The following is a 22,849-nucleotide window of genomic DNA, read 5'->3' on the forward strand; positions in this document are numbered from 1 at the left end:
TCGCTCCTCCGCGCTTGCTGTTGCGATGCTTCGTTCGCCTCAGACCGGCTTCAGCGAACCCTTCTTGCCGCCGGGCAGCTCGATGCTGGTGCAGGTGCCGCCCTGGACGAACTTCCACGCATTGCCCTGGAAATCGACGGTCGAGGTGCCCTGGCAGGTGGTGCCGGGTCCGGCCGCGCAATCGTTCTGGCCCTTCAGCGCGACGCCAAAGCATTTCTCCTTCTTGGCGGCGACGGCAGCTTCAGCCTCGGCCTTGGTCAGGGGGCCGGCGACGGCAAGGGTTGCGAGCGCGGTCGAGACGGCGCCGGCAAGGACGAGCGAACTGATGGTGGTCTTGGCAGACATGAGAGTTCTCCTCTTGGATTGGGCCATGGGCCCTTCGTCTCATTCGTTCCCACCGCGACCGCCGTTACTGGATGAGCCGCTCACGAGCCCGTGAGACCGTTGGGTGACGCGCACGACGTCGTGCGCTTGGGGCCGATTAGCGGGAAGAACGGGCGGCAACTCCAATGCCTAGTCCCTATGGAGACGTTAGCCGGAGGGTATTGGCCTGGCGCTTGGGCACCTGCGAGACGTAACGAACGGCTGCGCGCCTGCGTAAGGAGGTATCAGTCGGCCTCCCCTCGCGAACCCGCCGGATCAAGCCATGCTCGCTAACCCCAGACGACCAGCATCAGGCCCGGCCGCTCGACGGCTGACGGTCAGCATCCGTCTCGCGGTCTCGGCGCTGGTGTTGACCGCGATCCTCCTGACCGCGGCGCTGTCCAGCCTGCTGTGGTGGCGCACGGCGGAGGCGACCAGCCGGCAACTGGCCTCGACCATCAACGAGCAGATCGTCGCTGCCGTCCGCAAGGAGGTTGCCGCGATCGTCGACGAAGCGCGTGCGGCGCACACCGCCATCCGCACCCTGTTCCTGCAAAACGTGCTCGATACCCGCGAGGCCGACAAGCGCGAATTCGTGTTCCTGTCGCAACTGCAGTCGCAGGCGACGATCTCCTGGGTCGCATTCGGCTGGCCCGACGGTGCGTTCTTTGCCGCTCACAAGCTCGGCGACAACAGGCTCGAGATGATGGAGATCTCGCTCACCGATCACGCCGGGGAGCGCCGGGTCGACGAGTATGACGTGGTGCCTGGCGACATCGAATTCGCCAACCGCCGTTTCGAGCCGACCGATTTTCACGTCGCCGATCGCACCTGGTTCAAGACCGGCATCAAGGCCGAGGACCCCGAATGGTTCAAGGTGACCGACCATCCGATCGGGGCGCGCCCGTCGATCGCCTTCGCCGGTCCGATCGACGTCTATCAGGAGCGGCAGGGCGTCCTTGCCATCATCATCGAATATACCCGGCTTGCGCGCTTCCTCGCCCAGCTCGAGGTCGGGCGCACCGGAACCGCATTCATCTTCGACGGCAGCGGCGAGCTCGTGGCCGCGCCCGACAAGGAGGCCGACGAGCTGCATCCGGCGCATGGTGACCAGACGTTGCTGCCGCTGGCGCAGATGGCGTTGGCCAAGGCTGGCACCGACAATGACGCCTGGCGCAACCGGCTCACCTCCGGCGGCGCGGCCTATGAGGTTGCGCTCACGCCGCTGCCGTTTCCAGGCTGGCGGCTGGCAACCGTCATTCCCGAGGCCGAGTTTCTCGGTCCCGTCGAGACGACGCTGCGGCGTTTGATCATCGGCCTCGCCGTCGGCGCCGTGCTTGCGGCGCTCGCGTCCGCCCTGCTGGCGCGCACGGTGATCGCAGCGCCGCTCTCCCGCGTCGTCGGTGAGATCCGCCATGTCGAGACCTTTGCGCTGGAGCAGGTGCGCCGTCATCCGTCGCGGCTGAAGGAGATCGCGAGCCTGTCGGGCGCGATCGCCGAGATGGCCGCCGGCCTCTCCGCGTTCCGAAAATTCATCCCGGCTGACCTCGTCCGTGCGCTGCTGCGCCAGGGCGTCGAGGCGAAGCCGGGTGGCGCGATCCAGGAATTGAGCGTGATGTTCGTCGACATCGCCGGCTTCACCGGCCTCTCCGAGCGCATGGGCGACCGTGTCGTGCCGCTGTTGTCACGCTATCTCGACCTCGCCTCCGAAGTCGTCGTCGCCAATGGCGGCACCATCGACAAGTTCATCGGCGATGCCGTGATGGCGTTTTGGGGTGCGCCGCAGACCCAAGTCGACCATGCGGAGCGCTGCTGCCGCGCGGCGCTCGGCATCCGGCGCGCCATCGCGGAGTCAGGCCTGGCCGACGATCTCGGCCACGCCATCCAGATTCGCATCGGCATCAACTCCGGGCGCATGCTGGTCGGCAATATCGGCTCCGAGCTGCGCCTCAACTACACCGTGATCGGCGACGCCGTGAACGTGGCAAGCCGCCTGGAGAGCGCCAACAAGAGCTACGGCACGCAAATCTTGATCGGCGAAGCAACCGAGCGCCTCGCGCGCGGTGCCATCGTTGCGCGCGAGGTCGACAGTATCGCGGTCTACGGCCGCGAGGAGGGCATCGCGGTCCATGAATTGATCGGCCTTGCGGGCGAGGCCGACGCCGAGCGCGAGGCCGTGAGCTGGATTGCGCGCTATGAACTGGGCTTGGCCCGGTATCGCGCGCGCGATTTCAGCGGCGCTGTCACTGACTTCGATGCCGTGCTGGCCGCGCGCGCCGATGACCGCCCGGCCGCCATCACGCGGGAACGTTGCAGTCGCCTGCTGCAGCTCGGCATCGACGCCACATGGCGACCGGTCGCGGCACTCACCTCGAAATAGGCCGTGGGAATTGCGATCCCGTCGACGCTCGCGCATAGTTTATCAGAATTTCCCGACAAAGTCGCCGCCGTTGGCGTGCTCGGCGAGCAGGGCGCGCCGATCGATGGTATGATTCTCTTGTAGTTGCCGTCATATTCTTTTGAGCCGCTTGGAGTTCGTTTCGGAGATTTTTCATGAAGCGATGGGTTCGGCGTCTTGGACGGGGAGCGCTCTTGCTCGCAATATGGGGCGCGATCTTCGAGGTCGGCCTGCGGCTGCAGCAGTATTTCGGTCCGCTGGACGATCTCGAAATGGAGAGCGTCAGCCTGAACTGGGAATCCGACGTCCTCAATCACAAGCCGGCCCCGGAAAAGCAGAACCTGTGCATCTACGGCGATCTGACCGGGTTCAGCTATGACAGACAGTTTGATGCAAATGGCATCAGGATCATCGACGACAAGGCGTTGCTGACCGGGTGCCACAAGCCGATGTCGGTCCTGTTCCTCGGCGATTCCTTCATGGAAGGCTACGACGACGAGAATAATTTGCCTTACCAGGTCGCAAAATATTTCAGGAAAGAGCGCGACATCTGCCTGAAGACCCACAACGCCGGATACACCTCCTATTCGCCGTCCATCTTCATCCCGCAGGCCAAGAAGCTCCTGCCGATCGTGCGCCCCGACTATATCGTGGTTGATGTGGACGAGACCGACCTGTACGACGATTTTGCGCGCTATCGCAAACTGATCGTCCGCAACGAGCGCGGCCAGAACGTCGGCGTCAAGGCCTCACCCATCGGGCACGCGTGCAGCGTCGGCCTGATGGAGGCGCGCCGGCATCCGCTGTATCTGATGCGGTTTGCGGCGAAGGCCTGGCTCTCTTTGGTCCACATGCCCGCGGTGACCAGAAAATACCGGTCGGACGACGACCTCATCCTGTTCGGCTATTCACGCGACCAGGGCGAAAACCTCGAGCAGAAATACGCAGCACCGCTCGCGACGTTTCGGGAGAACTTGCAGGAGTTGGCTGATGTGCTCAAGGGCTATGCCGGCGGCGACGGCAGCCGGGTGTTGTTCATCTTCCATCCGCATCTGGAGAATCTGCAACCGGGCGCCGACGGTCGCGTGTGGAACGATCTTGTCAGCTCCACGGTACGTGCGATGTGCGCCGACAACGGCTTTCTGTTTTTCAATGCGACTGCGACATTGAAGCAGCGGTTCGGCGGCAAGCCGGAGGAGTATTATTGGCCTGGCGACATGCACTTCAGCTTCGAGGGACTGGAGGAATACTCCAACGCCGTCGCAGCCTTCATGGCTTCGGAGATGGTCAAGCCGCACGACTGAAAAATGGAGCACCGAGATGCGAACGATACTGATGGCTGGGTTGATCCTGCTGGGAGCTGCTTCCTCCGCCAATGCATACGATTATCCCTGGTGTGTCTTTGGCGAGCAGCTCGGCGCTTCCGGCGACTGCATGTACTCGACCAGGGAGCAATGCCTGGCATCGGCGTCCGGCCGGTGGAACACCTATTGTGATATCAACCCGCGCGTGAGGTTCAGGCAGCAGGCCGCACCTCCGGCGAAGAGCAGACAGCAGGCGCGCTGATGCGCGCGGGTGATCCCGGTCCCATGCGACAGCGCGGCAGCCTCAGCGCGGTCCATAATTATTGCGAAGATAGTCCGAAGCCTGTTGTCGCTCGGCGAGTGTCAGTTCGCGATCGTAGACCAGGAGCGCGAAGATATCGCCGGTGAAGAACCAGTCCGGCACATCCGGGCCATCTGGATAGAAGAAAGGCGTGCCGCCGACCATGAGCTGGTTGCTGGCGATCAGCGGCCCCGGATCGGGACGGCTGTTGAAGGCGGTATGAGCAGACGCCGCGCCGAGGCTCGCCACATCCATGCCGCCGCGCGGACCGGATTGCGCGACGATCAACACGGGCCCTTCGGCAGGCAGCAGCACGAACGAGTTGACGTCAAAGTCATAATGGCTGTGACGGATCATGCTGTCCCACGCCCAGCCAAGGTGAAGAACCGTGCCGGCGGTACATCCGGTGCCGCCGAAGCGGTTCTGACATCCGGTGCCCGTCGTCATCAGGAAATAATTGTTGAACCGCGGGCCGGGGCGCCGCACCACCACGGCCAGGATCGAGTATGGCGTTCCGGTGAGCGTGAGGGGCGGCACACCGGGCCGAAAGTCGCGCGCCCAGTAGGCGCACCTGCCGCTATCAGCTGCACAGCGCAGGGCGGTGTGCCGGCGGGGGCCGTAGGGGGTCGCGATCGTCGTGGTCACCGGACTGCCCCTGAAGCGGAGTTGCGACACCGCAGCGCGATCGCGGCCGCGCGCGTCGTTCCAGCGCGCGACGCGGCCGGCTCCGTCGAGCTCCAGGGAATCGTCGCCCTCGAGCCACAGCAGCAACCCGCGGGAGGGCGGAGCGCCGGCGTTCGCGTCGGGGGTGGCCCGGAACGGGAAAGTGACGAGATGTGATAGCGTGCATCCGGCGAGCGCGATCAATGCCACTGCGGCGGTTACCGCGAGCTTGGGCGCTGTCGTCGTTCTGCCGCACCGACGATCGCCAGCGCCCATCAACAATCTCCAATTGTAACTAAGCAAGATAACACGTCTCTTTACGCTTGGGGAGTCTTGGCACGCGGGAAGCGATCGATGGGGTCTCGAGAGGCGTAGCGCTGACAGAGGAACCTCGGGTGTAGCTCTGCATTCTCAGGACGTGAGAAACAGGCACCTCTATATCGGCCTTGCCGCGTTGACCGGCACGTTCGTCCTCTTTCTGATCTGGTTTTCCCAGCACACGAAAGAGGCCGCGATAGAACGGCTTGAACGGTATGAGATGCCGCGCAATCCCGGCACCCGCTAAAGCGCGATGAATTTAGATTGAATCGTCATCGCGCTTTAGCTCCTTGTTTTGAGCGCGATCTCCGCGCAAACGCGTTCCGCGTTTGTCGCGAGGAAAAACCGCTGCACTCTTTTCCGGATCGTGCTCTGGCCGCGGATGCGCGGCGCGCTCGACTGCCGACGCGGATGAAATACGCTCGGCCCGGCAGGATAGCCCTGCCGTGCGGGCCGAGTGGAGTCCTGTTGCCAACGCAGGGATGCACGACTACGCTTCACCCGGATTGCCCAACCGGTCCTTCGATTGGCCCCGCACGTTCATGCCAAAATTCCTTCGCATCGGCCTCCATCAGTCGAACGTATCCGGTTACACGTCAAAGGCGTGGTGTGTCAGGCGCGTTGGCACGACGGTTTTCCTGAAGTGGGGCGCCGTGGAGGTTGTTGGCGCGGGAGCCGGGCGAAAGGTCTTCTGGACGCGCCTGCCGCAGGAAAAGACCATTCGTTGCGGCACGGCGCAGCGCGCCCAGGACTATGCCAAAGCCGCGATCGCGCGTCGGCGCAGCCATCGCTATGAGCCGCTGACCGGGGCCATCGCGAACCGGCGCCGGTCCGCTGACCGCGACATCGAGCTCAAACGCGCACTCGCCACGATCCTGATCGTCGATATCGTAGGCTCAACCCAAAAGGCCGCGAAGCTCGGCGATGCGCGTTGGACCAAGGTGATGGGCCATTACTACGCCGCGGTCCGCAAGGAGCTGAAGAGTTCGCGCGGCAAGGAAGTCGTGACGACCGGCGACGGCGTGCTGGCGACGTTCAAGGCGCCGGCTGCCGGTATCCGTTGCGCGACCGCGATCCAAAAGGCCGTGCGCACGCTGGGACTCGAAATAAGGGTAGGGCTGCATTCGGGCGAGTACCAGGTGAGCGGGGGCGAGATGGTCGGTCTCGCATTTCACATCGGCACGCGCGTCGCCGCGAAAGCCCGTGCCGGCGAAGTTTTGGTCTCGAGCGCGGTGAAGGACCTGCTGAAGACCCAGTCCGCGATCCGCTTCAGGGATCACGGCACGCACCAGCTCAAAGGCGTGCCGGAGCGATGGCGGCTGTGGCGGGTCGAGCATTAGTTCCGTGAACCGCTTCTTTTTTCCATTGCAGTTCCGGGAGGGGGATCCCCAAATCACGCCGAAGCCCCGGCAAGCTTGCCGACTCTGGAAAGCAGCAGCTTCAGGATCGGCGATTTGTTCGCCTTGTGGTAGGCGAGAACCAGATCGAGCGTCGGGACCTCTCCCTGCACCGGACGCGTGGTTATCGACTCCGGCAGATAGCCCTTGGTGTAAGCCGGCAGCAGCATGACCGCGCGCGTCGACGTGATCATCGATATGGCATGGACGACATTGTGCACCTCATGCTCCGGCTTGAGATCGATGCCGGCCCGGTTGAAATACTCCAGGACGACGCGGCGCACCGCAGGCGCGGCCTTGGACGGCAGCAGGAAAGCCTCCTTTGCGATCTCTTGCGGCGCGACCGCCGCATGCGATGCCAGACGGGGATCGCTCGGAAAAGCAAAAACCAGCGGGTTGGGGCGAACCCCGGTCGGCAAATGATCCGAAGTAGCACCAATCCGCTATGTGCCGTTAATTGTGTCGATTCAGCTACACAAGTTTGAAATAGCGTTCCGCGTGATTGCATTCTTGATTTGACCAGCGCACGGTCGGGGCAATTGCGGTGCAGGGAGTGCCGGCCGTGACCGTGCGGGCGCTGTTCAAACATTCGATGGCCGGGCTGGTGATGCTCGGAGTGCTGTTGCAGGCCTGCCTGGTCGTGCTGCAACTCGCCGTGTTGGCACAGCCGGCAAGGGCGGATACTGCGTTCACCGTCATCTGCAGCACCCATGGCGCGGTTGCGCTTGATACGACGGATGCACCGGATGATCATTGGCCGGACTGCGTGCTCTGTCCGCTTTGCGCGCATTCCGGGGTCGCGGGGCTGGCAATACCTGCGATTGTCGCCAACGTTATCGCCTTCGCGATAGCGCCGGCGTGGGTACCGACCATCGCAAGCGGCGACCGTTCCTCCCTGGCTTTGGGCCTTCCGCCTCCGGGCCGCGGTCCGCCCGTCTGACTTTCCGCAAAGCGCGGGTCGGCTGCGCGCCAATGATGCGCTTCCGGCGATCGAACTATCTTCCAATGATCTCGCAGGAATTCTGCGGCGCGCGTCGGTAATGACGCCGAGCCTTGAGGGATATCGATGAACAGCAGGATCGGATTCGCTGCGGCGGTCCTCGTCGCGGTTGGCTCGCTCGCAGAGCCGGCCTCGGCGCATCATCCAGGCATAGGTGGCACCGGTGGCGGTGGCGGCATCTTCACCATCGGGGCCGGGACGCTCGACGAAGGGCAGTTCGCTTTCTCGGCGTATGTCGAATATGTGCGCCTCAAGCAGCTGAGCGATGCAACATTGCTTGCCAACATCGGTAATGATGTTCATGGCCTGCAATCGATCGAGAGCAGGACGTTGTCATTAGCCTACGGCGTCACCAGGGACTTCACGGTGTCGGTTCGCCTGCCATGGGTGCGTCGGACCGGCATTCTGGAGGGCTCGCAGGAAGATCCTGCCGACCCCGCAATTGTGCGCGACCGTGGCAATACTGACGGGTTTGGCGATATCACGGTGCTTGGGCAATACCGTTTCCTCAACAATACTTCGTCCGGGACGCAGGTAGCGGCCCTGTTTGGATTCAAGGCGCCTACCGGCGTGACCAATCTGGTCGATCCGTTCGGCGAGGTCTACGAAGCCGAGTTTCAGCCCGGCTCCGGATCATGGGACGGGCTGTTCGGGCTTGCGGGCAGTCAGAGGCTTACGTCGGCCTTGAGCTTCCACGCCAACGTGCTGGGGATCGTCACCGGCACGGGCACACAGAACACCAATCTGGGCAACCGTTTCCTCTACAACGCGGCGCTTTCGTACCGTCTGTTCGGCGAAGGGGCCGGCAATCCGCTTGATGCGTATGCGCATGCCGGCCACAGCCATTCCAACTTGCCGACCAAGGCTCCGAAGGCGGTCGACTACCACGCGCACGTGACGCTCGACGCCCTGTTCGAGCTGAACGGCGAATGGCACGACTATGAGCGGATAGCCGGAGCGATCAATCCCAATTCAGGCGGCCATACCATCTACCTGTCGCCCGGTCTGCGATTGGGCGTGGAAAACTGGTCGAGCTTTGTGAGCGTGGGAATACCCGTGGTCAATGACTACAACGGCATTCAGGCAACGCCGACCTGGCGCGTGATCGGCGGGGTGTCAGTAGCCTTCAAACCATAACTCCAGGCTTCCGCTTCCAGATCGAAGGGGAGCATCAGAGCGAACCATAAGCTCGAGATTTCGAGGCGGCTGTCGCTCGCCTCAGCGCGCGAGGCGGTTGGCCGTAGATCCGCAAGAAGGCGCGCCGCATGCGGTCCTTGTCTCCGAAGCCGACCTTGCGAGCAACGATCTCGATCGGCTCCATTCCCTCCTGAATGCGTGGAAGCGCTGCCTCCGCACGCAGCCGTTCGACGACACGGGCAGGCGTATCTCCGGTCTCCTTCAGAAAGAGACGGGCAAATTGCCGTGCGCTGATCCTGGCAGCCGCGGCCATTCGGTCGACGGGAAGCGGCTCGTGCAGGTGCTCTCGCGCAAAATTCAATGCATCCCTGACACGGTCGGAGGCGGGCTCCAGTTCAAGCAGCGCCGAAAACTGCGATTGTCCCCCGGACCTCCGATGATAAACCACCATGTCCCTTGCAACCGCCTTCGACATCTCGATCCCGAAATCATCCTCGATCAACGCAAGCGTCAAATCGATGCCGGAGGTGATCCCTGCCGATGTCCAGACGCGGCCATCCCTCACGAAGATCTTGTCGGCATCGACACGCACTTGCGGAAAGCGCCTCTGCAGCAAGGCGGCATATCGCCAATGGGTCGTCGCCGATCGCCCGTCAAGCAGACCGGCGGCGGACAGCAGAAAAGCTCCGGTGCAAACGCTCGCCACGCGCCTTACCCGCGGAGCAGTTTTCCTGATCAGGGAAATGGTGTCGGTATCGGCGCCGATCGCACTGTCATCGCCTCCTCCCACAACCAAAAGGGTGTCGACAGATTTGCTCCGCGAAGCTCTCAGGGTGTGGATTGGGACGCCCGAGCCGCTCACGATTGGGCCGCCATGAACGGAGATCACCTCCACCCGATAGGGAGCGCGACGGGTCTCCGACGCCAGATTGAAGGCGCACAGAGGACCGCTCAGATCGAGCAACTCGAAACCCGGGAACACCACGACCCAAATGCGTCGGTCAACATCCGAGGGCATGAAATTCTTATCCTTTCGCCGGAGAGCCTTCAGAACCGGCACCTGACCAGGATGGCAGGATTTGTCGCTTATAAGTCATTTCTGACATCGGCATTGTCAGCTAGCCTGCGGCGACTTTCAACAGCAAAGGCGCGCCGCCGCCTTTTCGGATCAAGCGTCGCTCTGCGCGAGCGTGCGGAAGGTTCGCGCTTTTGCAGTTCACAACATTTGGACGAACGAGGTCACCATGAAGGTACTGGCGCTTGCTTTTCCCGGCTTCACATTCATCGACCTGGCTGCGCCGATGCAGGCCTTCATGATGCTTCCGGGATTCTCCTCGCAGGTGGTGTGGCAGAGCAAGGGGATCGTCGATTCCGATGCCGGCGTCAGTGTGCAGGCGACCGAAGATTTCGGCAGTTGTTGGAAGGCCCCGGACATCCTGTTCGTTCCCGGCAATACCGTCTCCCTGTTCAAGCAGTTGCAGGACGACCGGACCATCGACTTCATCGCCGACGTCGGCAGTCGCGCCGGGTGGATCACCAGCGTCTGCAACGGCTCGCTATTGTTGGGCGCGGCCGGACTTTTGAAAGGATACAAGGCGGCCTCCTACTGGTACACGCGGGACCATCTCAGTCTGTTCGACGCCATTCCGACAGACGCAAGGTACGTGATCGACCGCAACCGTGCGACGGGCGGGGGCATGACTGCCGGGGTCGATTTCGGTCTTGCCATGGTCGGCCACATCGCGGGCGAGCACGTCGGCCGCGTCGCCGAGTTGTCTTTTGAGTACGCGCCACAACCTCCTTTCGGAACCGGTCGACCTGAGCTGGCCGACCCTGCAACGTTGGCTCACACGACAGAAATCGTGAAGCAGCTCATGCCGGTTCAGGAACTGGAGGGCGTGAGAACCCGCCGCGTTGCTATGGGAAGGCTCTAGGGACCGCTCCGGCTCTTGCCAGCGAACCGAGGAATTTTTTGGTCATCATCTAGCGAGGTCGTATCATGCAGCAGGTCTTTATCGAGCTCTATAACTATCGTCCCGCCTGGGCCAAATGCCCGGAAAGCGAGAGAACCGATTTCGTGAAGAAGATCGTCGAAGCGGTCAAAGGTCTGAAGTCCGCGGGTGTCGACGTCGTTGCCTATGGCATGAACGCTCCCGAGACCGATCGTCGCGCTCCCTACGATTTCTTTTGCGTCTATCGGGTGCCGAACGCCGAGTTTCAGCGTGAATTCGAGCGGCAGATCGCCATGTCTTGCTGGTACGAATACTTCGAGCAGGTGAATGTCAGCGGTGATGCGGGAGACTTCGAAGCCGTGCTGCTCGGCAATGCCAGGATGGCTCGACCGGCTTCGTCCTGACCGACACTTCGAATACTGCAGTGCGAAATCAAGTTGCGTGATCTCGTTGCCTCGCACGTACCGGCTTGTGGAGGACGGTCTTATCGCTGATGCTTTGGATGCTGGGGAGGGCCCATCCGATGAGCGATGCAAGAGCACAGACCGTCTATTTCTACGATCGGCACCCAATTTCTTGCGAAATCATTTTGGCGAAGCTCCGCGCGAGCCGCGGTCATCTGAACGGCTTGCGGCCCGACGATCTATTTCCCTACGACCAGGATCATTACGGCGGCCTCGCAGCAACTGACGAGTTGGCGCGAAACGCTCGCATAACCAAGGGATCGCGGGTCGCGGACTTTTGCGCCGGGCTAGGCGGGACCGTGCGATACCTTGCGTTCAAGTATGGCGCCGATGTCACCGGTATCGAATTGACGCCGTCGCGCGTCGCGGGGGCCGAGGAACTGACGCGACAGGTCGGACTACAAGACAATGCGCGGGTCATTGAGGGCAACGTGATGAGCGTCCCGCTCGACGACACCACGATGGATGCCGTCGTTAGCCAGGAGGCGTTCTGTCATGTGCCCGATCCGAGGCAGGCCCTCTCGGAAGCATTTCGAATTCTGAGAGACGAAGGCCGGCTGGCTTTTACCGATTGGATCGCGAACGAACCGCTCTCGACCGACGATGCGAAATTGATGTGGGACGGGATGGCGATCCAACCGCTTCGCTCGATCCCGGAGTATCGACACCTCGTCGAGAGCGTCGGCTTCAAAGACATCCGCGCAGTCGATTTGACGACCGAATGGGCCCCGATTCTCAGGGAGCGGCTGGCGATGTATCAGCGGTTACGCGAAGAGGCCAGGCAGGCCGGAACTCCGATGGGACATGACGCCTTTCATGAATCCTATGTTCGCTTTGTTGATCTCATCCAGCAGCACAAGCTCGGCGGTGTCCGACTTGTTGCCTCCAGGTAGCCCGCCGATATCAGCTGGTCTCGATCGCGGCCGGCACCACCCGCGCAGCAGGCTTGACCCGCCGCGCGGCGCGTTCAGCGGGGCCGTTGTCGCTATGGGCGTGAACGGGCTGCCGAATGACGAAGCCAGCTACACTGCTTCACCGTCAGGCCCGCCGCAACCTCCGGGTTAGCCCGTAGTTGACCGGTCTTGCCGGCCGTCTCATGGTTGATGAGAACTTAATCCTATCGCCGGCTCGGCCTGCGTCAGCCCGGAGCCTTCACAATCGCTTCATCGAAGAAGCGAGCGTCTGTTGGCGACTGGATTTCCCCCATTTCATGTATCTCGCAGACCGCCCGTCCGTCGGGAAGGAGCCTTCGATGTTTGCCGAACTCGACAGCGGCAAGGACAGTCACGAGAGCCTGCTGAGCACCTTCAAGGTGTTTGTGCCCGACGTGAGGGTCGAGCTGAATGGCCCACGCGGGGCGTGTCAGTGGCGTGGGCAGTTTGCCATGGCCAACCGGCTCGCCTGGTGGCAACTGGAAACGGAGACCGAGTGGACCTGCTGGCCGGAGCGCGAGGAGGAGAGGTTTTGTCTCGTCTTCCCTGCCTCTGGCACGTTTGGCGCGCAGATCCGGGGCAAGTCCTTGCAGGCCGATTCCAGCAGCGCCCTGGTGCTCGGCGTCAAGGACATTTCGAAGACGTGGGCGCATGCCAGCGACGATCGGCATGGCCGCATGTCGTTGAAGCTCAAGGTGGCGGACGTCAGGAAGACTCTCACCAGCATCTTCGAGGATGCCACGCTGGAGAACATCGAGCTCAACCCACTGCTGGACCTCGACAGTCCCGCGGGGCAGACCCTTTGGTCGCTGGTCCAGGCCATCGCGGCGGCAATGAAGGATGAGTCGATCAGATCGGCGAAGGCGACCGCGCTGCTCCGCGAGGCCATACCTCGTTTGGTCTTCAAGAATTTTCCGCACCGCTTCTTAGAGCGCCTCGCCCGTCACGGGGCGGACGCTTCGCCGCGCCAGATCAGGGCCGCCGTCGATTTCATGCGTGCGCATATGCACGAGCCGCTCACGCTCGCGGAGATCGCGGAAGCGGTCGGAATCAGCGAGCGTTCGCTACAGCACGGCTTCAGGACGTTTCGGGGAACGACGCCGGTGGCGCATTTGCGCGATCTGCGCCTCCAGCAGGCGCATGCCGAGCTATCGCGGGCCGAGAACACGCTGGCGGTGAGCGAGGTGGCGCTGAAATGGGGCTTCACGCATATGGGGCGCTTTGCGGCCAAGTATCAGGCCGCGTACGGCCAGTCACCTTCCGAGACCCGCAGGTCAGCGCGCGGGTAGCGCGCACTGAAAGCAACTGAGCAGGAAATCCAGTCTCTCTTCTTCCTGAACGTGTAGGCGTGCGTCGCGGATGCGCATCGCGGCGCGAAACCGCCGCCATCGACCATACGCTGCATCGGCGCGCTATCCAGTTCCCGAAGGATCTGTCCGTATCCTGCAAGCAGCTCTTCGCGGGCAATGTTTGATTATCCTTTGCGGTTTTATCTCTTGGTGCGCCGCCGCTGTGCGATCGCGGCGATCAGCGATCCGACATGCGCGCAAGGGGGAAAATCTTGGGAACCGTCGTCAGATTCGAGAGGCAAACGGATGCGCTAGCGAAACTGCGGCAGTCGGACCTCGCGCTTGATGTTCAGGCGAAGCTTGCGATCGATGCGGACCGAATTGAAGAGGCGACGTCCGCCTGCAAGATCGTTGTGGGTTGCATCGAAAGCCTGCAGCGCAGCCTTGCGACCCTCGATGATTTGCAGTGCGCGCTTCTCGCGTGCGAGGACGGTCAGCCGATCGAATTGCACACGACGGCGGTCAAGTCGCAGCTCTCCTCGCAGCTCGCGAGCGTCGCGGGCATCTTGCGTACGCTGGGTGACGCCTCTGCGGAGATTTCCAGGGTCGGCGCCGTCCTCACGCACCAGGTGCTGACGTGATCCCCGCGGCCCATGCATCGTGGAACGATGGACTGATCTTGCATCGTGAGGCTAATAGCTGCCGAGGGCACGCTTGACGGTGTCGGACGGAGAGGCGCCAAAAGCCGCGCGATATTGCGCTGCAAAACGACCCATATGGGTGAAGCCCCATTTCAGCGCGACTTCGTGGATCGGAAGGCGGTTTTCGGGGCGCAACAGTTCCGCATGAACGGCTTCGAGCCTGATCTGCCGCAGGTACATTGCAGGCGTCGTATCGCGAAATCTGCGAAACCCGAGCTGCAGGTATCTGTCACTGATTCCGACTGCCTCCGCGATGTCGAGCATCGTCAGCGGGCGATGCAGATTGGCGCGCATGTATTCGATGGCACGATGAATGTGCCGGGGCGCAACATCGTTCGGACCTCGATCCAATTTGTCGATGAAACGATGCGGCACGTTCTCGAAGACCAACCGCAGGGCAGCTTCCGTGAGCAGGGCCATCGCCTTCGGCGAAAAGCTCTGCAATTGCTGCCCATGCATACCCGAGACGATCGTGCGCGACAGTTGAAGGAGAGTTTTTCCCGTATAGGTCGACAGATCGATCGTTGGCATCAAGTCCAGCTTCGTCAATGCGGCATGGCCGAACATCGCCTTCAGCACGCCGGCGACGACTTTGGCATCGAACCGCAGCATGACGTTCGCATAGCTTCCGTCCACCGCCTCCATCTGATGACGCCGCAACATCGACAGCGGTGCGAGCGCGATGGTCGAGGGCGTTCGCCGTGCGCTTCGTGTGCCGACGGTCATGTCGGCAGCGCCGGCGGTGAGAAATGCCATCACCAGGTCGTCGTCGAGCGATTCCGACGAATAGGACCAGCCGGCGGAGTATCGCGTCCTCCAGACACTGATGCCTTGTCCTGCCGAGATATCCGATCGCCAGTGAAACGCTGCATCGGATCTTGGCGGTGAGACCTTGATCGAGAACAAGTGCGTGCCAAACGATGCGAGCAGGTTCTCAAAGCCTGCTCCGGACAGGACGGGCGCCTCTTCGAATGCCTCTTTCAATATGGGTCCCATTGCGCCGTTTCGGCAATATAATTCCATCGCGCGGCGGGGCCTTGGTTTCAACCAGCTTGCGAAAGCAAAGCGGTGCGATCCTATCCAGTTTGCGCAAAAGCTGTCCGGATCGCGCAGGTCGCAGGATCGAATGTCGAGGGCGCGGACCGGGCAGAGAAGAGCGGTACATCCCGTTCTGGCGTGGGTGTTACGGTCTGTCACTGCATGCGCCGCCAAGGCACGCGATCGTGCCACGTGTTTCGCGAGCTCGCTGGAGAGGCGCTCGATGTCCAATTTCCGAACGATCAGTCCGTATCGCGCAGACAAACCGCCATAGTTAAGATTTGATTTGATCTCGCCGCGTCTACTTCCCCCAGCGCTTGTTCGCGCGGATGCATCCGTGTTCGCGGCTGTCCGCGCCTTGTCGGCGCGAGGACGTCGAATACATCGTGGGGGAACTATGACTAACGACTCGAACGACCGCGACGATCGCGAGAACCGCCTTCGCTTCTTGCGCATCGACCAGAAGACCGGGGCAGCGCTACGCGAATTCTGGCCGGTGGTCGAAAAGGCTCTGCCTGTAATTCTCGAGGGGTTCTACAAACATCTTGCGGGCAACCCGGCATTGGCGAAGCTGATCGGCAATCAGATGGAGCGCCTGCAAGGCGCCCAATCCGCGCACTGGGCGCGCATGTTCGACGGTCATTTCGACGGTGCGTACGTCCAGGGTGTACGAACGATCGGCCTGGTGCACAGCAGGATCGGGTTGGAGCCGCGCTGGTACATCGGGGGCTACGCTTTCGTGTTGTCGCACCTCACGGACCTCGCGATCGCCACCTATCGGTGGAACAGGGCCCGTTTGGGGGAAGTCATCACGGCCGTGAATTGTGCCGTGATGCTCGATATGGACTTCGCGATTTCGGTCTATCAGGAGGCCCTGCTGGACGAGCGGGCCAAGCGCCAGAGGACGGTCGATGGCTTGATCGTCGACTTCGAACGGCAAGTGACCGTCGCACTGGAAGCGCTGTCGATGTCTTCGATCGAGTTGAACGACACCGCTGGCACCATGGCGCGGACCGCGGAGGCGACGACGCAGCGGGCGAGCAACGTGGCGGCAGCCTCGGAGTTGGCTTCGACCAACGTGCAGTCTGTTGCCTCGGCTAGCGAAGAGATGGCGTCGTCCGTGACCGAAATCGGCCGGCAGGCCCACGAGTCGACGCGGATTTCGACAGAGGCCGTCGAACTTTCGCGAAGTGCCGATCAGCGCATTCACTCGCTGTCCGAGGCCGCGTCGAAGATTGGCACCGTTGTCGAACTCATCAACACGATCGCCGGTCAAACTAACCTGTTGGCCCTGAATGCCACGATCGAGGCGGCCCGTGCCGGCGAGGCCGGAAGGGGCTTTGCCGTGGTTGCGTCCGAGGTCAAGACACTGGCGGAGCAGACCTCGAAGGCCACGAGCGAAATCGGGCAACAGGTCGCCGGGATACAGACGGCAACGCAGGAGGCTGTCACGACGATTCGCGAGGTCAGCCAGATCATTCGCCGCACGTCCGAGATCGCGTCCGCGATCGCCGGCTCCGTGGAGGAGCAGGGCAGGGCAACGCAGGAGATCACGCGCAATGCGCAACAGGCGGCCAAGGGCACGGGTGACGTTTCCTCGAACATCGCCGGTGTGAGCCATGCCGCGGACGAGGCGGTAGCTGCATCGAGCCAGGTGCAGCTCGCCTCCTCCCGGCTCGCCAAGCAGGGTGAAGAGCTGGGCACGGAGGTGCAGCGCTTCCTCAGGGGTATCCGCGCGGCGTGATCGCGCCGGGTTTTCCACCCCGCCTCCTAGGGCATGATCCGGAAAAGTGCGCAGCGGTTTTCCAGAAAAGGTCATGCGCAAACAAGGAGCTAAAGCGCGATGACGATTCAACCTGAATTCATCGCGCTTTAGGGCTGCGGACGGAGGATGTGGGGCGAGCCGGCGCGCTTGGCTGTTTCCGAGGGGGCAACGCCGAAGGTCCGGCGATACTGGGCTGCGAAGCGTCCCATGTGAGCAAACCCCCACTTCAGGGCGACTTCGCTGACCGGCAATGCATTCCCGGGTGAAGACAACTCGCTGTGGACCGCGTCAAGTCTGAGGTGCCGTAGATAGTACGCCGGCGACGTCTCGTAGTGCCTGCGGAAGCCTAGCTGCAAAGAGCGGCTGCTGATGCCGACCGCGGCCGCGACGTCGCTCATCGTCAGCGGCAGGTGAAGATGGGCCCGCATGTAGTCGATCGCCTGCTTGATCTGTTGCGGCGCGATAGCGCCGCCTTGTTGCTGGAGCTTTGCAGAGAGCCGGTGCGGCACCTCTTCGAGGATCAATCGGAGGGCGGCCTCCGTCAGCAACGTCATGGCCTTGGGTGAGCGCAGGAGCACTTGTTCGTCGCGCAGGCCGTTCGCCAGCGCAGAGGCAATCGACTGCAAGGTCTGTCCCAGATGGGTCGAAAGATCGATCGCGGGTGTGAGATTGAGGCTCGTCAGCGGCGCGCCCTCGAACATGTCGACCAGCAGCCGGGCGACGATGCCTGCCTCGAAGCGCATCGTCACACCGGTGAGACTTCCGTCGCGCGTGAATACGGTCTGCCGCCTCAGGGTCGGCTGCGCGTAAACGGTCAGGCGCGATGAGGTCTGCTCAATCGTCCGCGAGCCGATCGCCAGCTCAGAGCCTCCGGTGCCGAGAAAGCACAGATTGAGGTTCTCCGTATCGTTGTCCGAACCGAAGGACCAGCCGCTCGAATACGCCGCGCGGACCACGCTCACCCCCGGTCCTGCCGCGAAGTCCGACTGCCACCGAAATCCGGCGCGGGGATTCGGCGGGCTGATCTTCAGTGGCAGCAGACGCGATCGGTAGTAGGCGAGGAGATCTTCGAAATTCGAACCTTGGACGACTGGAGTTTCGCGAAGTGGATCCTTTGGCAAGTCGTGACTCGTCGAAAAAGGTATCCCGGCGCACAGATGCAAACACCAGCCTGATCGAACGTTCAAGTCCTACAAAGGTTATCCCGTCCTTTTCACGCGGACTTCAATGAGCCCGCGGTGCTCAACCGCCGATTGGGCAGAGGACGCTGGCAGCTCCGAAAAGATGGTCTCACGATATCCGTTTTCCGAAATGAATATCCGTATTCCGCACTGCGGCACGCGTTCTGCGTGCCGCAGTGCGGTGTGCTGCGCAGCCTCGTGCGAGGTCAGAGGGTGAACGCAGCGGGTTCTGCTCGAATCGGCAGATTCAGTCCTGCAAAGGGCGAGGTCGCAACCACGTCGGCCGCGTCGGCGCCCAGCCGGGCCTCGATCCAATTCCACAGGCGGCGGATCTCTTCGGTTGATTTGCCCGCCGGCTCGTATTCGCTGACCGCGAGCCCGGCGCTCAATGCATCCTGATGATCATTGCGCATGACGATGAAAGGTCGCGCGAGCACCTCGCCGAGGTCGATCGCTGCCTCGTCGGCAAGCGTCTCAGCGGCGTCGTCGATGCGGCGGCCGCGGCTGGGAACCTGGTTGAGCACGAATGCAAATGGCTTGTTCCAGGCCCGAACAAGACTGAGGGTCGATGCCGTCGCTTCGATGTCGGCCGTGGTCGGTCGCGCCGGGATCAGGCACAGGTCGGCGTGGCGAATCGCCGCCGTCCTCGCCGAGCTGACGCCGCCGGCCGCGTCGATGATGGTCAGCGTCACGCCGCTATCCCTGAGCGCACGCAGGCGCGGCTCGATGTCCTGGGCGGCGTGGATGGTTTCGACAATTGGCTCGGCGTCGACGCGGCGCTTGTGCCAGCTTGCGAGCGTTTCCTGCGGGTCGGCGTCGATCAGCCGAACGTTGTGTCCGGCCTTCTTCGCCGCTACCGCAAGGCCGATGGCGAGCGTGCTCTTGCCGCTGCCTCCCTTTTGAGTGGCCAATACGATCGTGTGCATGGAGAGATGTGCCATATCGTGTCTTCCATTGATTTGGAGAAATGAAACGCAGGGAAAACGCAACTGCACTGACGGCTGCATCGTCGAAACGGCGAGCCCATTCCGCCATATCTGCAGATTCCGGGTTAACAGTTCACTGAGGAAGCGCGGCTCCGATCGCCAAACTCGCCCGCGAGCTATCCGGATTGCGAACACAGCATCCGGATCGCGTATTCACGGCGAATCAATGTCAGGCGTGCGAGGAGGGGCGGAGCGAGAGCATTCCCCGAGTTTCGGATGGAGAGAAGGCGAGGATCGCGCGAATGCGAGCGCGAGCAGCTCCGTAAAAACACTGCCTCGGCATCCGCTTCCCGCAATTCCTATCCGGATCACGCAAGTGGGGTGCGAGAGGTAAGATTTGATTTAACTCCCCCACTTCTAGTTGGCGAACACGTCGGAATCACAAGCCGTGTTTTCGCGCTCGTTTCGCGGCGCGAGGAGGGGACCGAAGATTTCATGAGTATCTCGGCTGGGGAATCGGAGGGCCGTGTGCGGTTGCAGGGGTGTCTGACCCTGCGCGACGCAAAGCAGGTGCAAGGATTATTGCTGGATGCCATCAGCGCGTATCGCGAGGTGGAAATCGACGTTAGCGATGTCAGCAGCATCGATGTCAGCATCATTCAGTTGATCGCAAGCGCGCGCAAGAGCGCGGAGCAGCGCGGGCGCAAGTTGTCGCTTGCGACGGGGTCGGGCGGCGCATTCAGGGCGACGCTGGCAAAGGTGGGATTTCTCGGTGACGACGGCGCCTGTCGTCACGCCGACGAAGAATTTTGGACCGGCGGCGGGTTGCAGAAAGCGGGGATTGGAGCATGAGTAAGAGCGTTCTGGTGGTCGACGATTCCGCCTCGATCCGGCAGATGGTGACGCTGACGTTGTCGGGAGCGGGTTACGCCACGCTCGAAGCCGTCGACGGCGAGGACGGCTACGCCAAGGCGACGGCCAATCCGATTCGCGCTGTCGTGACCGACCTCAACATGCCGCGGATGAACGGCATCGAGTTCATCCGCAAGTTTCGCGCGCATCCATCCAGCACCGGCGTGCCGATCATCTTTCTCACGACGGAATCGGACGAGAACATGAAGCGTCAGGCGAAGGAAGCCGGCGCGACCGCCTGGATGGTGAAGCCGTTCAAGCAGGACCAGCTCCTGGCCGTCATCAAGAAGGTCGCCGGCCCATGACCGTGATGGATCCTCGGGACGTTTTCCATCAGGAAGCGCGTGAGCTTCTCGATCAGCTCGAGGAGGCGCTGCTCGATCTCGGTAACGCCTCCGACGATCGCGATCTCGTCGATTGCGCATTTCGGGCGCTGCACACCATCAAGGGGTCGGGCTCCATGTTCGGCTTCGACGAGGTGGCAGGCTTCGTCCACGAGTTCGAGACCGCGTTCGATCGCGTGCGCAAGGGCTCCGTGGCGATCAGCCCGCCGCTGGTCCAGGTGGCGCTCGCCGCGAAGGATCATATCGCGCGGTTGATCGCCGAGCCCGGCCGACACGTCGCGGACGGCGAGGCGATCCTGAAGAACCTGCGCGCAATCGTTTCGAACGACGAGGGCAGCGATTCCGGCGATACCTTCCCGCTCGCGGGTGGCCGGGTGGCGGCAGCCGATCCGTCACCGGTCCAGACCCCCGTTCAGACCTGGCGGGTCAAGTTTCGTCTGGCCGAGAACGCGCTCGTGCTCGGTGCCAACCCGCTTCTGCTGCTCGATGAGCTGCGCGAGCTCGGGCCCTGCGAGGTGCGCGTCAAGACCGATGCGGTTCCTCCGCTGGAGTCGACCGATCCGGAGGTCTGCTACCTCGACTGGGAGGTCGTCGTCACCACGAATCGCGATCGCCAGGCCATTGACGACGTATTCATCTTCATTGCCGACGGCATGGAGCTGTCGATCGAAACAGTGGCCGCCGATGCGGCGGATGCGGCGGATGCGCCGGCCGCAGACAAGGCTGCGACCGCCAAGGTCGTCGAGATCGACAAGCCTCGCGACTCCGCTGGGGCGGGCGCAAAGGGCGGCACCTCGGTGCGCGTTGCCGCGGAGCGGCTCGACGAACTGATGGACCGCGTGGGCGAGCTCGTCATCGCCCAGGCAAGGCTCTCTCAACTTGCCGTCGCCTCTGACGACGCCAATCTGAAGTCGGTCGCGGAGGAGATGGAACGTCTGGCCTCGGGCCTTCGCGATACCACCATGGGAATCCGCATGGTGCCGATCGGCTCGCTGTTCGGCCGCTTCCGCCGCCTCGTCCACGATCTCTCGCGCGACCTCGACAAGGAGGTCGACTTCGTGACCGCCGGCGAGGAGACCGAGCTCGACAAGACGGTGATCGAGCGCCTGGCGGACCCCCTGGTCCACCTGATCCGCAACTCGATCGACCACGGGCTGGAGGTTCCCAGCCGCCGGATCGCCGCGGGCAAGGCCGCGCGCGGGCAGGTTCGGCTGTCCGCCGTGCACACCGGCTCGGAGGTGGCGATCTCGATCGTCGATGACGGTGCCGGCCTCAACGCGGACCGGATCCGCGCCAAGGCCGAAGAGGCCGGGCTGATCGCACCCGATGCGAAGGTTGCCGACCACGATCTGTTCCAGATGGTCTTCCATCCCGGATTTTCGACCGCAAAGGAGATCACGGCGCTGTCCGGCCGAGGCGTCGGCATGGACGTGGTCAAGCGCACCATCGAGGGCTTGCGCGGCCGAATCGATCTTGGTTCGAGACCGGGCGGCGGGACGACGGTGACGCTGCGGCTGCCGCTTACGCTTGCCATCATCGAGGGCATGCTGGTGCGGGTCGGCCGGGGCCGCTACTCGATCCCGCTGTCGGCGGTGGAAGAATGCGTGGAGCTGCCGAGAGACGCGGAAGCTGCCAACAGCGGCCGCAACTTCCTCAATATCCGTGGCCATTTGGTGCCGTTCCTTCGCCTGCGCGAATTGTTCAAGACCAGGGCCGCGATCGAGCCGCATCAGAAGGTGGTGATCGTGTCGGCCGGCGAATCCAGGGTGGGGCTGGTGGTCGACCAGGTCATCGGCAATAGCCAGACCGTGATCAAGTCGCTGTCCAAGCTTCACGCCGATGTCGAAACCTTCTCAGGCGCGACCATCCTCGGAGACGGTACGGTGGCCTTGATTCTCGACGTCGCCCATCTCGTGAACTTCGGTCAGGAGTTCGAGAACCGCCTGCGCGATGAACGGATCGGGAGGGCGGCATGAACATAGGTATCCAGTCCAATCATGCCGACCGCGCGATGACGGCGTTGACACTGCGGCTGCAGGACGAGGTGTTCGCGATCGACGCCGAAAGCGTGCGCGAGATCCTCGATGTGGTGCCGATCTCGGATGTGCCGAACGCCAAGGCGTTCGTCGGCGGGTTGATCAACGTGCGCGGGCGCATCGTTCCGCTCGCCGATCTGCGTCTGTTGTTCGGCATGGACCGTCCACCGCCGGACGTGAACACCAGAATCGTCGTGATCGAGGTCGATCTCGACGGCGAGCCGACGATCGTCGCGATTCTTGCCGACCGGGTGCTCGACGTGACCGAGATCGAAGCTGCCACGATCGAGGAGGCGCCGAAGATCGGCATGCGCTGGCGGCCCGAATATGTTCGCGGCATCGGAAAGCGCGGCGACGAGTTCATCATCATCCCCAACATGGGGAAAATTTTTACACTGGAGGACGGGTGACCGTCCGCATCCCAAGAG

At 62.6% G+C, this 22,849-nt stretch carries 23 protein-coding genes; 16 read left to right on the plus strand and 7 right to left on the minus strand.

The genetic code is table 11. The features are described 5' to 3' along the window. Window positions 1-39 precede the first annotated feature (39 nt). The gene (locus JQ632_RS23360) at window positions 40-345 is read right to left on the minus strand and encodes a DUF2282 domain-containing protein (protein WP_212404933.1); all 306 of its coding nucleotides are present in this window, start codon (window positions 343-345) and stop codon (window positions 40-42) included. A gap of 301 nt (window positions 346-646) precedes the next feature. On the opposite strand from JQ632_RS23360, the gene JQ632_RS23365 reads away from it, so the two are divergent. The 3 genes from JQ632_RS23365 to JQ632_RS23375 all read left to right on the plus strand — a co-directional run bounded on the left by JQ632_RS23365 (window position 647) and on the right by JQ632_RS23375 (window position 4,327). Beyond that, window positions 647-2,743 carry an adenylate/guanylate cyclase domain-containing protein gene (locus JQ632_RS23365; RefSeq protein ID WP_212404934.1) on the plus strand — a complete coding sequence of 699 codons (2,097 nt, stop codon included), beginning with the start codon at window positions 647-649 and terminating at the stop codon, window positions 2,741-2,743. 173 nt (window positions 2,744-2,916) lie between these two features. Further along, window positions 2,917-4,065, plus strand: a complete 1,149-nt coding sequence (locus JQ632_RS23370; protein WP_212404935.1) for an SGNH/GDSL hydrolase family protein — start codon at window positions 2,917-2,919, stop codon at window positions 4,063-4,065. A gap of 16 nt (window positions 4,066-4,081) precedes the next feature. Next, on the plus strand, window positions 4,082-4,327 hold the full coding sequence (locus JQ632_RS23375) for a DUF3551 domain-containing protein (RefSeq protein ID WP_212404936.1): 246 nt from the start codon (window positions 4,082-4,084) through the stop codon (window positions 4,325-4,327). Between the two features lie 42 nt (window positions 4,328-4,369). On the opposite strand, the gene JQ632_RS23380 is transcribed toward JQ632_RS23375, so the two are convergent. Then, window positions 4,370-5,233, minus strand: a complete 864-nt coding sequence (locus JQ632_RS23380; protein ID WP_212404937.1) for a hypothetical protein — start codon at window positions 5,231-5,233, stop codon at window positions 4,370-4,372. 656 nt (window positions 5,234-5,889) lie between these two features. Here JQ632_RS23380 and JQ632_RS23385 point away from each other — a divergent pair. Then, complete coding sequence (locus JQ632_RS23385) at window positions 5,890-6,687, plus strand: adenylate/guanylate cyclase domain-containing protein (protein WP_212404938.1); 798 nt, start codon at window positions 5,890-5,892, stop codon at window positions 6,685-6,687. A gap of 53 nt (window positions 6,688-6,740) precedes the next feature. On the opposite strand, the gene JQ632_RS23390 is transcribed toward JQ632_RS23385, so the two are convergent. Next, entirely contained in the window at window positions 6,741-7,163 is a 423-nt protein-coding gene (locus tag JQ632_RS23390) for a LysR substrate-binding domain-containing protein (protein ID WP_249152474.1), read from the minus strand. A gap of 143 nt (window positions 7,164-7,306) precedes the next feature. Here JQ632_RS23390 and JQ632_RS23395 point away from each other — a divergent pair, with 143 nt between their 5' ends. Together JQ632_RS23395 and JQ632_RS23400 are read left to right on the plus strand one after the other, a co-directional pair. After that, entirely contained in the window at window positions 7,307-7,684 is a 378-nt protein-coding gene (locus JQ632_RS23395; RefSeq protein WP_212404939.1) for a DUF2946 family protein, read from the plus strand. Window positions 7,685-7,810: 126 nt separating this feature from the next. Then, on the plus strand, window positions 7,811-8,881 hold the full coding sequence (locus tag JQ632_RS23400) for a transporter (RefSeq protein ID WP_212404940.1): 1,071 nt from the start codon (window positions 7,811-7,813) through the stop codon (window positions 8,879-8,881). Window positions 8,882-8,915: 34 nt separating this feature from the next. Here the strand turns inward: JQ632_RS23400 and JQ632_RS23405 are convergent, their stop codons facing one another. Continuing rightward, window positions 8,916-9,899, minus strand: a complete 984-nt coding sequence (locus JQ632_RS23405) for a GlxA family transcriptional regulator (RefSeq protein ID WP_212404961.1) — start codon at window positions 9,897-9,899, stop codon at window positions 8,916-8,918. A 226-nt stretch (window positions 9,900-10,125) separates the two neighbouring features. Here JQ632_RS23405 and JQ632_RS23410 point away from each other — a divergent pair, with 226 nt between their 5' ends. The 5 genes from JQ632_RS23410 to JQ632_RS23430 all read left to right on the plus strand — a co-directional run bounded on the left by JQ632_RS23410 (window position 10,126) and on the right by JQ632_RS23430 (window position 14,159). Then, the gene (locus tag JQ632_RS23410) at window positions 10,126-10,815 is read left to right on the plus strand and encodes a DJ-1/PfpI family protein (RefSeq protein ID WP_212404941.1); all 690 of its coding nucleotides are present in this window, start codon (window positions 10,126-10,128) and stop codon (window positions 10,813-10,815) included. Window positions 10,816-10,880: 65 nt separating this feature from the next. After that, window positions 10,881-11,237 carry a DUF6616 family protein gene (locus tag JQ632_RS23415; protein WP_212404942.1) on the plus strand — a complete coding sequence of 119 codons (357 nt, stop codon included), beginning with the start codon at window positions 10,881-10,883 and terminating at the stop codon, window positions 11,235-11,237. A 224-nt stretch (window positions 11,238-11,461) separates the two neighbouring features. Beyond that, window positions 11,462-12,190, plus strand: a complete 729-nt coding sequence (locus tag JQ632_RS23420; protein ID WP_212404943.1) for a class I SAM-dependent methyltransferase — start codon at window positions 11,462-11,464, stop codon at window positions 12,188-12,190. A 359-nt stretch (window positions 12,191-12,549) separates the two neighbouring features. Continuing rightward, window positions 12,550-13,518 (plus strand): helix-turn-helix transcriptional regulator, encoded by a 969-nt coding sequence (locus JQ632_RS23425; RefSeq protein WP_212404944.1) that lies wholly within the window; start codon window positions 12,550-12,552, stop codon window positions 13,516-13,518. A 272-nt stretch (window positions 13,519-13,790) separates the two neighbouring features. Further along, window positions 13,791-14,159, plus strand: coding sequence for a hypothetical protein (locus JQ632_RS23430; protein ID WP_212404945.1), 369 nt, complete (start codon window positions 13,791-13,793; stop codon window positions 14,157-14,159). Window positions 14,160-14,210: 51 nt separating this feature from the next. Here JQ632_RS23430 and JQ632_RS23435 read toward each other — a convergent pair whose 3' ends face one another. Further along, a complete protein-coding gene (locus JQ632_RS23435) occupies window positions 14,211-15,488 on the minus strand; it encodes an AraC family transcriptional regulator (RefSeq protein ID WP_249152475.1) in 1,278 nt (425 codons plus the stop codon). A 166-nt stretch (window positions 15,489-15,654) separates the two neighbouring features. Here JQ632_RS23435 and JQ632_RS23440 point away from each other — a divergent pair, with 166 nt between their 5' ends. Further along, window positions 15,655-17,001: a globin-coupled sensor protein gene (locus tag JQ632_RS23440; protein ID WP_249152481.1), complete on the plus strand. Its 1,347-nt coding sequence runs from the start codon at window positions 15,655-15,657 to the stop codon at window positions 16,999-17,001. A gap of 128 nt (window positions 17,002-17,129) precedes the next feature. Here JQ632_RS23440 and JQ632_RS23445 read toward each other — a convergent pair whose 3' ends face one another. Beyond that, window positions 17,130-18,143 (minus strand): AraC family transcriptional regulator, encoded by a 1,014-nt coding sequence (locus JQ632_RS23445; protein ID WP_249152476.1) that lies wholly within the window; start codon window positions 18,141-18,143, stop codon window positions 17,130-17,132. A gap of 266 nt (window positions 18,144-18,409) precedes the next feature. Then, a complete protein-coding gene (locus JQ632_RS23450; protein ID WP_212404965.1) occupies window positions 18,410-19,129 on the minus strand; it encodes a ParA family protein in 720 nt (239 codons plus the stop codon). A 495-nt stretch (window positions 19,130-19,624) separates the two neighbouring features. Here JQ632_RS23450 and JQ632_RS23455 point away from each other — a divergent pair, with 495 nt between their 5' ends. From JQ632_RS23455 to JQ632_RS23470, 4 genes are read left to right on the plus strand one after another with little or no spacing between them, the layout of a single operon-like run. Next, window positions 19,625-19,981 carry an STAS domain-containing protein gene (locus tag JQ632_RS23455; RefSeq protein ID WP_212404946.1) on the plus strand — a complete coding sequence of 119 codons (357 nt, stop codon included), beginning with the start codon at window positions 19,625-19,627 and terminating at the stop codon, window positions 19,979-19,981. Continuing rightward, a complete protein-coding gene (locus JQ632_RS23460) occupies window positions 19,978-20,346 on the plus strand; it encodes a response regulator (protein WP_212404947.1) in 369 nt (122 codons plus the stop codon). The genes JQ632_RS23455 and JQ632_RS23460 overlap by 4 nt, the downstream gene beginning before the upstream one ends. After that, window positions 20,343-22,361: a chemotaxis protein CheA gene (locus tag JQ632_RS23465; protein WP_212404948.1), complete on the plus strand. Its 2,019-nt coding sequence runs from the start codon at window positions 20,343-20,345 to the stop codon at window positions 22,359-22,361. The genes JQ632_RS23460 and JQ632_RS23465 overlap by 4 nt, the downstream gene beginning before the upstream one ends. Next, window positions 22,358-22,831 carry a chemotaxis protein CheW gene (locus JQ632_RS23470; RefSeq protein WP_249152477.1) on the plus strand — a complete coding sequence of 158 codons (474 nt, stop codon included), beginning with the start codon at window positions 22,358-22,360 and terminating at the stop codon, window positions 22,829-22,831. The genes JQ632_RS23465 and JQ632_RS23470 overlap by 4 nt, the downstream gene beginning before the upstream one ends. Window positions 22,832-22,849 lie beyond the last annotated feature (18 nt).

The sequence above is a fragment of the Bradyrhizobium liaoningense genome, from assembly GCF_018130955.1.
Taxonomy (GTDB): domain Bacteria; phylum Pseudomonadota; class Alphaproteobacteria; order Rhizobiales; family Xanthobacteraceae; genus Bradyrhizobium; species Bradyrhizobium liaoningense_C.

Excerpts from the sequence above, each read along its gene's own strand:
- JQ632_RS23415 (WP_212404942.1), top strand. The coding sequence starts at position 10,881 with ATGCAGCAGGTCTTTATCGAGCTCTATAACTATCGTCCCGCCTGGGCC.
- JQ632_RS23400 (WP_212404940.1), top strand. The coding sequence starts at position 7,811 with ATGAACAGCAGGATCGGATTCGCTGCGGCGGTCCTCGTCGCGGTTGGC.
- JQ632_RS23465 (WP_212404948.1), top strand. The coding sequence starts at position 20,343 with ATGACCGTGATGGATCCTCGGGACGTTTTCCATCAGGAAGCGCGTGAG.
- JQ632_RS23470 (WP_249152477.1), top strand. The coding sequence starts at position 22,358 with ATGAACATAGGTATCCAGTCCAATCATGCCGACCGCGCGATGACGGCG.
- JQ632_RS23450 (WP_212404965.1), bottom strand. The coding sequence starts at position 19,129 with ATGCACACGATCGTATTGGCCACTCAAAAGGGAGGCAGCGGCAAGAGC.
- JQ632_RS23375 (WP_212404936.1), top strand. The coding sequence starts at position 4,082 with ATGCGAACGATACTGATGGCTGGGTTGATCCTGCTGGGAGCTGCTTCC.
- JQ632_RS23365 (WP_212404934.1), top strand. The coding sequence starts at position 647 with ATGCTCGCTAACCCCAGACGACCAGCATCAGGCCCGGCCGCTCGACGG.
- JQ632_RS23410 (WP_212404941.1), top strand. The coding sequence starts at position 10,126 with ATGAAGGTACTGGCGCTTGCTTTTCCCGGCTTCACATTCATCGACCTG.
- JQ632_RS23385 (WP_212404938.1), top strand. The coding sequence starts at position 5,890 with ATGCCAAAATTCCTTCGCATCGGCCTCCATCAGTCGAACGTATCCGGT.
- JQ632_RS23360 (WP_212404933.1), bottom strand. The coding sequence starts at position 345 with ATGTCTGCCAAGACCACCATCAGTTCGCTCGTCCTTGCCGGCGCCGTC.
- JQ632_RS23370 (WP_212404935.1), top strand. The coding sequence starts at position 2,917 with ATGAAGCGATGGGTTCGGCGTCTTGGACGGGGAGCGCTCTTGCTCGCA.
- JQ632_RS23455 (WP_212404946.1), top strand. The coding sequence starts at position 19,625 with ATGAGTATCTCGGCTGGGGAATCGGAGGGCCGTGTGCGGTTGCAGGGG.
- JQ632_RS23440 (WP_249152481.1), top strand. The coding sequence starts at position 15,655 with ATGACTAACGACTCGAACGACCGCGACGATCGCGAGAACCGCCTTCGC.
- JQ632_RS23460 (WP_212404947.1), top strand. The coding sequence starts at position 19,978 with ATGAGTAAGAGCGTTCTGGTGGTCGACGATTCCGCCTCGATCCGGCAG.
- JQ632_RS23405 (WP_212404961.1), bottom strand. The coding sequence starts at position 9,899 with ATGCCCTCGGATGTTGACCGACGCATTTGGGTCGTGGTGTTCCCGGGT.
- JQ632_RS23425 (WP_212404944.1), top strand. The coding sequence starts at position 12,550 with ATGTTTGCCGAACTCGACAGCGGCAAGGACAGTCACGAGAGCCTGCTG.